The sequence below is a fragment of the Pedobacter hiemivivus genome (assembly GCF_004331685.1).
GTDB classification, from domain to species: domain Bacteria; phylum Bacteroidota; class Bacteroidia; order Sphingobacteriales; family Sphingobacteriaceae; genus Pedobacter; species Pedobacter hiemivivus.
This window is the reverse complement of the sequence record NZ_SJSM01000010.1, coordinates 26,464-38,580: the sequence shown is the minus strand read 5'-3', so window position 1 is coordinate 38,580 and position 12,117 is coordinate 26,464. Positions and strand designations below refer to the sequence as shown.

The 12,117-nt window shown below is 40.3% G+C and carries 13 protein-coding genes and 1 pseudogene; 6 read left to right on the top strand and 8 right to left on the bottom strand.

The genetic code is table 11. The annotated features are described in order from the left end of the window. Positions 1-9 precede the first annotated feature (9 nt). From EZ444_RS15840 to EZ444_RS15815, 6 genes are all read left to right on the top strand, one after another. Complete coding sequence (locus EZ444_RS15840) at positions 10-330, top strand: hypothetical protein (protein WP_131610130.1); 321 nt, start codon at positions 10-12, stop codon at positions 328-330. Positions 331-478: 148 nt separating this feature from the next. Next, positions 479-679, top strand: a complete 201-nt coding sequence (locus EZ444_RS15835) for a hypothetical protein (RefSeq protein ID WP_131610129.1) — start codon at positions 479-481, stop codon at positions 677-679. A 34-nt stretch (positions 680-713) separates the two neighbouring features. Beyond that, entirely contained in the window at positions 714-1,535 is an 822-nt protein-coding gene (locus tag EZ444_RS15830; RefSeq protein WP_131610128.1) for a DNA adenine methylase, read from the top strand. Further along, positions 1,532-2,191 carry a hypothetical protein gene (locus EZ444_RS15825; protein WP_131610127.1) on the top strand — a complete coding sequence of 220 codons (660 nt, stop codon included), beginning with the start codon at positions 1,532-1,534 and terminating at the stop codon, positions 2,189-2,191. Before EZ444_RS15830 ends, EZ444_RS15825 begins: the two co-directional genes overlap by 4 nt. A 575-nt stretch (positions 2,192-2,766) precedes the next feature. Then, positions 2,767-2,988, top strand: a complete 222-nt coding sequence (locus EZ444_RS15820) for a hypothetical protein (protein ID WP_131610126.1) — start codon at positions 2,767-2,769, stop codon at positions 2,986-2,988. Between the two features lie 164 nt (positions 2,989-3,152). Continuing rightward, positions 3,153-4,643, top strand: coding sequence for a recombinase family protein (locus EZ444_RS15815; RefSeq protein ID WP_131610125.1), 1,491 nt, complete (start codon positions 3,153-3,155; stop codon positions 4,641-4,643). On the opposite strand, the pseudogene EZ444_RS15810 reads toward EZ444_RS15815, so the two are convergent. The 8 genes and pseudogenes from EZ444_RS15810 to ruvX form a co-directional block, all read right to left on the bottom strand. After that, positions 4,618-5,670 (bottom strand): annotated as a pseudogene (locus EZ444_RS15810) (YifB family Mg chelatase-like AAA ATPase); the annotation flags it as partial. The gene EZ444_RS15815 and the pseudogene EZ444_RS15810 overlap by 26 nt on opposite strands. A 75-nt stretch (positions 5,671-5,745) precedes the next feature. Continuing rightward, positions 5,746-7,080, bottom strand: coding sequence for a signal recognition particle protein (gene ffh / locus EZ444_RS15805; protein WP_131610123.1), 1,335 nt, complete (start codon positions 7,078-7,080; stop codon positions 5,746-5,748). A gap of 83 nt (positions 7,081-7,163) precedes the next feature. Then, a complete protein-coding gene (locus EZ444_RS15800; protein ID WP_131610122.1) occupies positions 7,164-8,201 on the bottom strand; it encodes a DUF3078 domain-containing protein in 1,038 nt (345 codons plus the stop codon). Between the two features lie 403 nt (positions 8,202-8,604). Next, on the bottom strand, positions 8,605-9,357 hold the full coding sequence (locus EZ444_RS15790) for a hypothetical protein (RefSeq protein ID WP_131610120.1): 753 nt from the start codon (positions 9,355-9,357) through the stop codon (positions 8,605-8,607). A 48-nt stretch (positions 9,358-9,405) separates the two neighbouring features. Beyond that, complete coding sequence (locus EZ444_RS15785) at positions 9,406-10,317, bottom strand: glucosaminidase domain-containing protein (RefSeq protein WP_131610119.1); 912 nt, start codon at positions 10,315-10,317, stop codon at positions 9,406-9,408. After that, positions 10,317-10,997, bottom strand: coding sequence for a glucosaminidase domain and LysM peptidoglycan-binding domain-containing protein (locus EZ444_RS15780; protein ID WP_131610118.1), 681 nt, complete (start codon positions 10,995-10,997; stop codon positions 10,317-10,319). Before EZ444_RS15780 ends, EZ444_RS15785 begins: the two co-directional genes overlap by 1 nt. Before the next feature lie 3 nt (positions 10,998-11,000). Continuing rightward, a complete protein-coding gene (locus tag EZ444_RS15775) occupies positions 11,001-11,636 on the bottom strand; it encodes an O-methyltransferase (protein WP_131610117.1) in 636 nt (211 codons plus the stop codon). Further along, positions 11,633-12,049 (bottom strand): Holliday junction resolvase RuvX, encoded by a 417-nt coding sequence (gene ruvX / locus EZ444_RS15770; protein ID WP_131610116.1) that lies wholly within the window; start codon positions 12,047-12,049, stop codon positions 11,633-11,635. The genes EZ444_RS15775 and ruvX overlap by 4 nt, the downstream gene beginning before the upstream one ends. Positions 12,050-12,117: the final 68 nt, after the last annotated feature.

Sequence of the window (12,117 nt, the reverse complement as noted above, 5' to 3'; positions counted from 1 at the left end):
AACGATATCATGATCCCGGAACATTTTAAACAAACTACCAGTCTGGATATAAAAGTATTCGGGCTGCCAGTACAGGTGAACTATACCTTTTACTGGCCTGAATATAAGGGCAAGGATCAGGCAGATCCACTGGTCAGCCATATAGAATACTGCTCTGACTTCCATATCATTAGTGAAACAGGTTACCGGTCTCATTTCTTTCATACGGAATTATTAAAGGACACTGCTTACAGTTCCATAGAGGAACTCGTCATCGGCATAGGTGAATGCTTGGCTATTGAAAACGGATACAAACCTCCAGCGCCAGGCCATCAGATGAGCCTATTTTGATACCTCTATATTAATCCATTCAACTGGTTCATAAGTTGATAAATACACTGGAATAGGTTCAATCGATGGTTTGAGTAAACCGTTGAATCTTTCTGTGTCAATTCCAAAACAGGCTATTCAGACATCGGATAAACCAATTAGAAAAAGTATGAAAAAAATATTCGACCGGATTGACCGGATCAGAGCATCCGGCACCGCCGTACTTGACGTGGAGTCTGGAACTCCCTATTACCGCGAGAATGGAAAAAGGTTTCCTGTTCAAAGCATGGGTATACCTGGGCTTAAATGCCCGATTACCCTACTCATCAAAGGAAAATCAATCGATTTTACGATCCATGACGTGATGTGATCACTTTAATCCTAAACCCATCAATTATTTAAGCATGAGCAAAATAAGATTAAAAACACCTATTAGTTACTATGGTGGCAAACAGAAGCTTGCACCCAAAATAGTTTCCCTTATTCCCAAGCATACCTTGTATTGTGAACCCTTTTTAGGGGGGGCAGCGGTGTTCTTCGCAAAGAAAGCCTCAGAGATAGAGGTCATCAACGATACAAATCGAGAGTTGATGAACTTTTACCGTATGGTTAAGGAGGATTTTGTCAGTCTTGAAAAAGAAATCAGGATCAGTTTGCACAGTCGCGATTTGTATCGTAAGGCTTCTGTTATTTATAATAATTCGGATATGTTCACAGATTTAAAAAGGGCTTGGGCTGTATGGTTACTTAGTAGCCAAAGTTTCAGTGCTATGCTTGATGGCAATTGGGGCTATGATAAAACCAGTAATACAACTAGCCAAAAGATTAACCATAAAAAGGAATCGTTCACAGAAGAACTCGCCATCCGTTTGCAGAATTGTCAGATTGAATCCGCGGATGCGCTTTACATCATCGGCAGCAGAGATACTGTAAATAGTTTTTTTTATTGCGACCCACCATACTATAATTCCGATTGCGGACACTATGATGGATATAGTGAACATGATTTTGAAAGCCTGCTTTTTCTGCTTAGTAAGATTAAAGGTAAGTTTTTGCTTTCTTCCTATCCCTCACCCATATTGTCTAAATACACCAAGGAACATAGGTGGCACACATGGTCAATTAATCAAAAAGTATCTGTGAATGCCAAATCAGGCAACCAAAAGTCCAAGACCGAAATGCTGACTGCCAATTATCCCATCTCTGAGCAACTTAAAGCCGTATGATGCCTATTTTATATCATGGCTCTCCTGGAATCATGGGAGATACCATCAACCTAAAGCCTAATACTGGAGTGGGGTGGAATGCCTTTACCCTGGGCAATGGTTTTTACACCTCGGTCAATGAAGGAGCTGCACGATTGTTCAGTCATATTGCTATGCAGACCCATCTGCTCAGGCAGGGGCAGGAACCTGGGAAAATAACTATAGGAAAGATTTATCAGATCCACTTGAAAGATGAAGTCAACCTCCTTGATGCACAGATGCCTCTTGATCCACGTCAGATTCGGGAAATTTTGTTGCTGTCAGGCATTCGGGAAAACGCCATTGCGAAACATTCCGATAGCAACCTTTCTAAAATGGCGCCGGTTATAAATATACTCGCTTATGGGGAAAATTATAACTGTAATCCATATGAGCACCTGGTTCGTTGCCTGGGCTTTGACGGGTTAAAGATATTGGAAAAATCATGGGACAATTGGGATTACTATCCCCGGAACATTGGTGTGGATTGGGAACAATTCTATCAAAACTATAAATTTGATCCCCCTGATACCGTTGTTATATACGATACCGGCAAAATAAAAAGCTTTGAGCAGCTATATGGTGCCGAAAGATTGCATGAGCATTCAAATAAGGAGAATTTAACGCCAAGAAGATAGCAGCCAAGTTCAGAGTTTCAGTTTGTTTAATTTTATCTTCAACGGTTATTCCATTTTGCTGATACAGCCATACATCCTGAATTCGTTCCCGTTATCTCCGCCGGGTTGCCCCCTGTGACCTTTTGGAAACTCCCCAAAAGAAAAGGATCCATATACCAAAGCCGACAGCATAGGCTGGATAAGGATTTGATAGCGACAGCGCCGAAAGGAATGCCCCGGTTCCGATGATGCTTGTGATGCAGAGATAAACGAACGTTTTCATAATTTATCATTTTTCGTTAATAGATTCAACCAAGACAATATCCTACTTATTCAAATTTACAAAATTAACCTAGAATAAAGAAGCAATTCGTTCATCTTTAGTTAAATACGTATTTGTGTGGTTATGGTCTTAGCAGACACTTAGATCTTGTAATTCTTCTTTCAGCAATTACGAAGGTTTTATTCTTTGCGTGTATCTATTACCCAATGCAAGATTTAATAACATTTGTAAAGAGGCAGTCCACAGATGAGTTGCCTCCTTTTTTAAGTCAAATTATTGTGTAATCTATTCTTTTAATAAAGGAGCCTGCCAAATGAAAGACAAAGAAAAATCACCGCAAATAAAGGAAGTTGAGAAGATTATATTTATTGAGCATCCAGAATGTAACAGAACTATTCAGGGGAACAAAGCCATACTTTCTAAAAAATCGGCAAAGAGATATAAAGTTACTGTGCGATACATAACTGTTACCAGTGAAGAGGCCAAAATTAAGCGAGCAATAATCGAAAGTATTATGAAAAAGGGGCTGAAATAATTAGAAAGGTTCCTCGGTTACAAAATATAAATGTGTTCTTTTAATTGGTTGAATTTTTTGCATTTTAATCGCAAATATCTATCTCTATTAGTAAATAAAGCTGTTTTTTATTAGAAATTAACTGGAATTTTGGTTATATTTATATAACAAATAATCAACGAAATATGGAAGAAAAAAAGCGAGTTGGTATATGGATAAGGGTTTCCACGGAAATGCAAGTTAAAGACGATAGTCCAGAACATCACGAACAGCGTGCGAGATACTATGTACAATCCAGGGATTGGCATATTGAAGAAGTATACCGTCTGGAGGCCGTATCGGGGAAAAGTGTTATGGATCATCCCGAAGCACAACGTATGCTTAAGGACTTGAGAAGCGGACGTATTACTGGCTTAATATTTTCAAAACTTGCCCGTTTAGCGCGTAATACCAAAGAACTACTAGAGTTCGGGGATATTTTTAGAAAAGCGAATGCAGACATGGTGTCGTTAGCAGAACAGATAGATACCAGTTCTCCAGCAGGTAGATTGTTGTTTACTATTTTAGCTGCTTTGTCTGAGTGGGAACGTGAGGAGATTTCAAGTAGAGTCCTGGCATCAGTACCAATACGAGCGAGAATGGGTAAGCCGTTAGGTGGACAGGCGAGCTTTGGCTATAAGTGGCAGGATAAAATTTTGATGATTGATCAGAAAGAAGCGCCTGTTCGCAAATTGATGTACGAGATATTCCTTGAATGTCAACGTAAGAAAACGACATCCGACCGGTTAAACTCATTAGGGTATCGTACTAGAAATGGCGCTCGGTTTTCAGATACTACAGTGGATCGGTTGTTGCGCGATACAACTGCTAAAGGCCAGCGTCTTGCAAACCATACGAAGAGCCTGGGTGACGGGAAGCAGTGGATAACAAAACCAGAACATGAGTGGGTCGTGCTTCCGTGCCCAGCTATCATTGACGAACACTTATGGCAGCAATGTAATTCAATTCTCGATGAACAAACCACAAAGAGAACCAAAATTGGTAGAAAATCAGAATATCTTCTTGCTGGTTTTGTGAAATGTTCATGTGGAAAGTCGATGTACGTGACAAGCACGGCTAAAAAATTCACATGTAAAGTGTGTAAGAATAATATCAGCGTTGAAGACATGGATGATATTTACCAAGGACTTTTAAAAGGGTATCTTAATGATATGCGTCCTGAGATGTACATTGATGAAATAGACACCCAACTAAAAGAAAAGGAGCAGCTGCTTTCCTCAACTATAAAAAAACGTGCACAACTACGTAAGAAAATGGATGATCTGGTTACGCTTAGATTGAATGGTGAATTAGACAAGGATCACCTCGCAGAGCTGTACAAGCCATATGAAACACAGGTGCATCAACTTGATAAATCGGTTCCAGAGCTACAATCTGAAATAGACCTTAAACGGGCACAAATGACTTCAAGTGAATTTGTTTTAACTGAAGCAAAGGCTCTATATGAAGAATGGCACAATATGTTGTTCCCACAGAAACGAGCTATAGTCGAAACGGTTACCGAATATATTACTATCGGGCAGGACTCTGTCAATGTGGGTCTTGCTTACCTTCCTACCACCACTCCGCAAACAAGTCAACACGACTTCAAGGGTTCATTGAGGCAATTAGCATAAAGCTAGCTGGATACTCAACGCTCAAACGTGATCGTGAAATGGTTACTGAACGATCTTCGAGCGGTTGGCGCATTACTTCGAGCACGCTGCGCTTAAACTCTGGTAATTCATCTAAAAATAACACACCATTGTGCGCAAGGGAGATTTCGCCAGGTTGTGGGTTTGCACCGCCTCCTACCAAAGCCATGTCCGAAATGGTGTGATGGGGGCTACGATAGGGGCGCTCTGTCATTAGTGATTCGGCAGCATTCAGCTTTCCGGCTACCGAATGTATTTTGGTGGTCTCTAAAGCTTCCTGAAGGTTTAAGGGTGGTAAAATGGTGGGCAGGCGCTTAGCTAGCATGGTTTTTCCGGCTCCAGGTGGGCCAATAAGGATCAGGTTGTGTCCGCCTGCAGCAGCAATTTCCAATGCTCTTTTTATATTTTCCTGACCCTTTACGTCCGAAAAATCCTGCTCGTAATTGCTTACATTATTGTAAAATTCATCTCTGGTATTGACAATAACAGGTTCAGGCTGTGCTGTGCCGTTAAAAAAAGCGACAACTTCGCTTAGGTTGCACATGCCATATACCAGGAGTTCAGTTACGATTGCAGCCTCTCTGGAATTGTCTTTTGGGAGTATAAAACCTTTAAAGCCTGCAGTTCGGGCCTGGATGGATATGGGTAATGCGCCTTTTATAGGTTGTAAGCCGCCGTCTAAGGACAGTTCACCCATAATAAAGTATTTATCTAACGCTGCGCTTTCTATTTGCCCTGAGGCCGCCAAAATGCCCATGGCAATTGGAAGGTCGTAAGCAGAGCCTTCTTTGCGAATGTCGGCTGGGGCCAGATTAATGACAATCTTTTGTCGGGGCATTTTAAGTCCAGCCGATTGGATGGCACTTTCAATCCTTCTCAGGCTTTCTTTGATGGCGTTATCGGGCAAACCAACAATGTGGTATCTGTTGCCCCCGCCTATACTTACTTCGATGGTAATGGTTAAAGCATTTACGCCAAAGACGGCGCTGCCATATGTTTTTATCAGCATAGATTCACACTTAGATGTCCTAAGTGTGAATCTATACTGATTAGATGTTCGGTTGGTTAAGAAAAACCGAATTTTTTATCTCTGCGGCATTTTAGGCATATTCTTCATCATCCTGGCAGCTGTAGCCGGGTTAGAGAACTGCTTCATTACCTTACGCATATCTTCAAACTGCTTGATGAGTTTGGTAACCTCTTCAATTTTATTTCCAGAACCTTTAGCGATGCGCAAGCGTCTGCTTTGTTGGATACTATCTGGGTTTTCACGCTCAAATTTGGTCATGGATTGAATAATGGCCTCTACATTTTTAAAGGCATCATCCTCAATTTCAACGTTCTTCATCATTTTTCCAACACCAGGTATCATGCCCATCAGGTCTTTCATGTTACCCATTTTTTTAATCTGCTGGATCTGATTGTAGAAGTCGTTAAAATCAAACTTGTTCTTACGGATCTTTTTCTGAAGTTCTGCGGCTTCTTTTTCGTCAAACTGCTCTTGTGCACGTTCAACCAATGAAACCACGTCACCCATCCCTAAAATACGTGAAGCCATCCTTTCTGGATAGAACACATCAAGGGCTTCCATCTTTTCGCCAGTACCGATAAATTTGATCGGTTTGTTGACTACAGATTTAATGGAAAGGGCCGCACCACCACGTGTATCGCCATCTAATTTGGTTAATACAACACCGGTAAAGTCTAGCCTATCGTTAAATGCTTTTGCTGTGTTAACCGCATCCTGTCCGGTCATGGCATCCACAACAAATAGGATTTCGTGGGGTTTCGTATTTTCTTTTACAGCAGCGATCTCGTCCATCATCTGCTCGTCTATTGCTAAACGGCCTGCTGTATCTATAATGATTACATTATTTTGCTGTTTTTTACCTTCAGCAATACCTTCCAAGGCAATCGCAACCGGATCTTTAGATGCCGTATTTGCATATACTGGAACGCCGATCTGCTCACCTAGTATTTGTAGCTGATCTACCGCTGCCGGTCTGTAAACGTCACCCGCTACCAATAAAGGTTTTTTGCCTTTGCTTTTAAGGTAGTTGGCTAGTTTTCCGGTAAAAGTAGTTTTACCCGCACCGTTTAAACCTGCAATTAATATAATGGTAGGGTTTGCTTTTAAGTCTAATTCAGTAACCTCACCACCCATTAAGGCAGTCAGTTCATCATTCATTACCTTGGTCAGCAACTGACCAGGAGAAACAGCTGTAAGTACATTTAAGCCTAAAGCTTTTTCTTTTACCTCATCGGTAAAGGTTTTTGCCGTTTTATAGTTTACGTCGGCATCTAATAAAGCCTTACGGATCTCTTTCATGGTTTCGGCCACGTTGATTTCTGTAATGCTTCCCTGTCCTTTTAAGACCTTAAACGCACGATCTAGCTTATCCTGTAAATTTTCAAACATTGTCTTTAATGCTTAGTGTTCAATTTTTTGTAGCCTCAAAGGTATTAATTTTGAAGGAAAGAGTAATGGTTAATTAAAAAGTATTAACGAGGGAAGTAGAATGATACACCAAGTGAGAGTGCCTGGCTCCATTGTATATTCTTATCGTTGTCTTTGTCAAATAAACCCACGCAGGTTAATGAAACGTTCATCAGCCGGTTTAATTTGGAGGTTATGGAGGCATCCAAACGGTGGTCAATTTGATTTAAAGCCCTGTCGTAAGGAATAAACATCTGATACCTTGCTTTAAGCACGGTATTGGTAATTACTTCTTTTTCGAAATTACTTACGATCTGGAAGGCCAGTTCATTTTTAAATTTCTTACCAAAGTCAACGCCATATTTTGTAGCCGCCTTTTTATCTTTCGCCCTGTTATTTGGATCATTCGGATCCTTTGTGATGTAAACGCCTGTATCTAATACAAATGTTTGTCGCGCACTACCTGTACCAATCCTGGTGGAGAAATATTTATTGGGTTTGTACTCAAAACCGAAAGATTCAGTCAGGTAACCCGGTGCCATGAATTTTGAAATCAGGTTTGGAAACTCGTTCCCATCAGAATTCTTGCTATAAGAAAAGCCCGAATCGAACTGTGACTCAAAGTTGATCGAACCGAAGAAGTACCAGTTTTTAGACAACTGCAATGCGGCTTTATTGTCCCAGAAAATCCGATCTCGGGTTTTCTTTTGCAACTGATCTTTGTTTTTAACCTTCCCATATTCCAAAATTACCTCACTTACGTAACTATAGCTTTCTTTGCTGTATTCCGCTTTATAATTTACAATACCGCCCACAGCAAGGGAATTTACACCCCCACCTTTCCAGTTGTTGGAAAATGTAGCCTGGTTCACGTTAATACCTACAGAAGTTTTAGTTTTCCAGTAATTTACCCGGGCATCTACCACGATAGGGTTTAACTCTACAGGCTTAAAAGGGATTGTTCCGGTTCTCGACGGCAGTGGACTGCGCTTTAATTTAATATCAAGCCCTTTGGTGTTAATTGGGATGGTGTCGATCTCCTGAGCATACAGGTTTGCAGTACCGCTAAAAACAAGAAGTAGGGAGGCATAAAAAATCTTCATTGTTACAAAGAAAAACAAAAAAGTGACGGATTAAAAGTTTAATAGTAAACTAATTGGATAAATCCGGCAAAAATGCTGGTCTTTCAGAGATATCTGAGCCAGGAGAAAAACTTTCTTTGCTTCAAATAATTTAAGTCCTGCTGGGCAGCATAAGCTTCCTTTTCAAAAATGATATTGAAATAGGCTTGATAATGGTTTTTGTACTTGATGAGCAAAACAAGGTAGTTCAGCAGGTATAATAAATAAAAAGGGAATATCAGGAGTTCCAGTTGCTGCCGTAAGTGTATTCGCTCATGGTTTATCAGAACAGCGTCGTTTTTTTGCCCCTTGTTCTTTAACAGAATAAAAGGGAAGATTGCCATGGCATGGGCGGGAATTTTTGCAACAACTAGGAAGAGCGGTTTCAAAACGTTTCAATGGTTATTTTGGGCAGTGTGGGTAGTCGGAATGCCGCAGGATTACGTTTGTAATTTGCATAATTGTTCTTTAGATAAACTACAAAAGCATAATCTGAAGCTGTTAAAACAAAATCATAGGACGGGCGGTATTGCAACATAAAATCTTCTGCTTCGTAATCACCAATTTGTAAAACACGCTTTACGTAGTCGGGTTTAAACCTATAGTCAACAATAGCCTCCCGATAGTCTCTTTCCAATATTTTTTGCAGGTGTCGGGCATTCTTTCCTTGACGGCTAAGTAGGTTATAAATGGCATCTATACCCAATCCGGCACCACCAAGGCCCAGATTAAGCAGATCTTTTGCCTTCCCTTTGTCCAGCGCGTATTTATATTCCTTTAAGGATTTCTCATGAAGTTCCTTTGGGGTGTACTTATTGCCTACAATCGAGACTTCGCGAAGTGAAATACCCAAAGGTTTCAATTGGAAATAAAAGGCCTTTTGAGTGTTTATGACAACGGTATCTAAAGCGTATCCCTGTAAAACAGCGAATAGTGTATCGCCGGGTTTAGCTTTAATGGTAAATTCTCCTTTCGGAGTATTGTAAATGCCTTCATCATTGGCAGAATTGTAGATGTAAACTTTTGCCAGCCTAAGCTTGGAATCCTTGTCTATCACAAAGCCCTGCACCGACGTTTGTTGGGCAAAAGCTTTAAATGTTAAACAGTAAAAAAGGAGCACAAGGCTATAAAACTTCATTTAATACAAAAATACAAGATAATGATAGCGGTTAAATAATCATTAACATTATTTAACTAAGATGAGTTTTTGGCCTATTTTAATTCCCACGTCGCTAAGATCATTTAGCGTTTTTAAAGTATCAATGCTTACATTAAATCTTTTGGAAATTCCGTAAAGCGTATCGCCTTGTTTAACGGTGTAGGACCCCGGCTTAAATATAGGTGCGGTATTGCTTTCGGCATGGGCGCTATCTGTGACTATGGGGGTAGAAATCCTTAAGGTATCAGGAGTTTTCATCACCTGTTTTGAAGGTGGAGTAACCACGGGCGTAAATTTCTTTTTCTCGTTAGGGATGTTGGCATTGATCTCAGAAAAGACCTTGTCTTCTCTTTTAATTTTGTCCTTTTCAGATTCTGGGGAATCGTATTGGTATAGCTGGTATCTATCAATCACACTAATCAGCATAGCCGGATATTTAGGATTAGTCGCATAACCAGCCTGTTTTAAGCCCAAAGCCCAGTTTTTATAATCATTCTTGTCCAGCTCAAATAAAGCACTGTAACGCTTTCTTTTTAAAAATTCAGAATGATCTTTGTAGGATTCCCGGGCATCTTTATAAACTCTAAAGCAATCATCAACTTTGTCATCATCCTTATAATAACCCTTACCTTTCCAATCAGAGGTACATTTAATACCAAAATGGTTGTTGGCATATTTGGCCAGACTGCTGTTGCCGCTTCCAGATTCTATAATGCCCTGAGCCAGGGTAATACTTGCCGGGATGCCATTCTTGTTCATTTCCTCAATGGCAACAGTTTTAAAAGACTCAATATAATTGAGGGTAGTATATGATTTAGCATCAGGATTGGCCTTGTTGGCGGCTTTTTCTATTTGTTTATTGTTGTGACTGTATTTTCTGGATTTACAGGCGCTAAAAAATGCAAGGGCTAGTAATGCTAATAATATTTTATTGTTCATTATAATTTAAGTTTTTGTCCGGGTTTAATGGCGTGGCTTTTTAAACCGTTCTTTTTCATAATTGCTGCTGGAGTTGTACGGCGTGCTTTTGCAATGTTGTGCAGGTTGTCTCCACGCTTAACCGTATATATTTTTGAGGAAGAAGTCTTGCGTTTGCTTGATGGGGTAGGTTTTGCGGTAATAGGCTCTATGTAGTCGTCCGGCCGCTCATCGTATTGCACCAGGTTGTTCTTTTTAATGATGCCAATAATTTGTGAAGCCCAGGTGCGGCTTCTGGCATATCCACCACGCTGAATCCCTTTGGCCCAGTTCCGATAATCGTATTGGTCATATTTGTCAAACAGGCCGCTAAAGGAACCTCTACTTTTCAGAAAATCTAAAAAATGGTCATAAGATTCACTTACAGCGGGGTAATCGCGATATGAAGATCGGATTTCGGTATTGCTATTTGGGCCCTTAATTCCGAAATGGTTGTTTAGGTATCGGGCGATTTTGCTAGTTCCGGCAGCCGATTCATGAATGGCAACAGCCAGAATAACGCTTGCAGGAATTTTATACTCACGCATCAACTCTTGCGCATGCGCTGCATAGTTATTGATGTAATCTTCGATGGTTTGCGCATTGGCGCTAAAAGTAAAGCAGGTTAGGAATAGCCAGATATATAATGCCTTTTTAATCATACTTTATTTTTTTCTGATGACAAACAAGCCATCCCTAACCGGGAGGATGAGTTTTTCTACCCTTCTGTCTGCCAAAACCTTATCGTTAAATGTCGTAATATTTTTAGTGTCCTTGTCTGGGTTGCTGTTCAATACTTTTCCACTCCACAGTACATTATCCACAATGATCAGTCCACCAGGTCTTACCCTGTCGAAAATCAGGTCGTAGTAAGTGCCATTGTTCTTTTTGTCTGCATCAATAAAAACCAGGTCAAAGGTTTCGTTTAGCGCATTGATGGTTTCATTGGCATCACCCAGGATGTATTTTATTTTATCATTGTATGTTGATTGAGCAAAATTATTAAGGACCATTTCTTCCAGTTCTTCGTTTTTGTCTAGTGTGTAAATGAGTCCATTCTCAGTTAGCCCTTCGGCCAAACAAAGTGTAGCATAGCCGGTAAAAGTACCAATCTCGAGGATTCTGTTTGGGCTAACCATTTTGCTCAGCATGCTCAATACACGACCCTGATAATGTCCGGAAAGCATTCTAGGCATCAAAACCTTCAGATTCGTTTCCCGATCTATCTTTTGCAGTAGTTCAGTTTCAGGGTCACAAAAGTTGAGCAGCAGTTGCTGCATGTCGTCATTAATTAAGCTCATAAACGTTGGGTTTCCATAAAATATTGCAAAATTATGGTTGCTGATATGGTGTCTACTCTTTCTTTGTTCCGTCGATCTTGCTTTTTTAACCCGCTTTGCATAATGGTTTGATGGGCAAGTTTAGAGGTAAATCGCTCATCAATCCAGTGTTGGGGGATATTTGGAAAGGTCTTTTTTAATGTTGTAGAAAAACCCTTCACATGCTGTGCTGAATCTGAGGGAGAGCCATCCATTTGTTTCGGATCACCCAAAACAAAGGCCTCTACCTGTTCGGTTAACATGTATTTTTTCAAATATTCTATAATATCTTTAGGATGTATGGTGTCCAGTCCGGTTGCAATAATTTGCAAAGGGTCGGTAACGGCTATACCGATACGCTTGGTTCCATAATCAAAAGCAATAATTCTGGGCATGTGGGCAAAGATAAGGAAAATCCTAAAGGGTCATGAAATGTCAAATTAGAGTGGCTTTATATCCAAGT

Excerpts from the sequence above, each read along its gene's own strand:
- EZ444_RS15840 (WP_131610130.1), top strand. The coding sequence starts at position 10 with ATGATCCCGGAACATTTTAAACAAACTACCAGTCTGGATATAAAAGTA.
- EZ444_RS15835 (WP_131610129.1), top strand. The coding sequence starts at position 479 with ATGAAAAAAATATTCGACCGGATTGACCGGATCAGAGCATCCGGCACC.
- EZ444_RS15830 (WP_131610128.1), top strand. The coding sequence starts at position 714 with ATGAGCAAAATAAGATTAAAAACACCTATTAGTTACTATGGTGGCAAA.
- EZ444_RS15825 (WP_131610127.1), top strand. The coding sequence starts at position 1,532 with ATGATGCCTATTTTATATCATGGCTCTCCTGGAATCATGGGAGATACC.
- EZ444_RS15820 (WP_131610126.1), top strand. The coding sequence starts at position 2,767 with ATGAAAGACAAAGAAAAATCACCGCAAATAAAGGAAGTTGAGAAGATT.
- EZ444_RS15815 (WP_131610125.1), top strand. The coding sequence starts at position 3,153 with ATGGAAGAAAAAAAGCGAGTTGGTATATGGATAAGGGTTTCCACGGAA.
- ffh (WP_131610123.1), bottom strand. The coding sequence starts at position 7,080 with ATGTTTGAAAATTTACAGGATAAGCTAGATCGTGCGTTTAAGGTCTTA.
- EZ444_RS15800 (WP_131610122.1), bottom strand. The coding sequence starts at position 8,201 with ATGAAGATTTTTTATGCCTCCCTACTTCTTGTTTTTAGCGGTACTGCA.
- EZ444_RS15790 (WP_131610120.1), bottom strand. The coding sequence starts at position 9,357 with ATGAAGTTTTATAGCCTTGTGCTCCTTTTTTACTGTTTAACATTTAAA.
- EZ444_RS15785 (WP_131610119.1), bottom strand. The coding sequence starts at position 10,317 with ATGAACAATAAAATATTATTAGCATTACTAGCCCTTGCATTTTTTAGC.
- EZ444_RS15780 (WP_131610118.1), bottom strand. The coding sequence starts at position 10,997 with ATGATTAAAAAGGCATTATATATCTGGCTATTCCTAACCTGCTTTACT.
- EZ444_RS15775 (WP_131610117.1), bottom strand. The coding sequence starts at position 11,636 with ATGAGCTTAATTAATGACGACATGCAGCAACTGCTGCTCAACTTTTGT.
- ruvX (WP_131610116.1), bottom strand. The coding sequence starts at position 12,049 with ATGCCCAGAATTATTGCTTTTGATTATGGAACCAAGCGTATCGGTATA.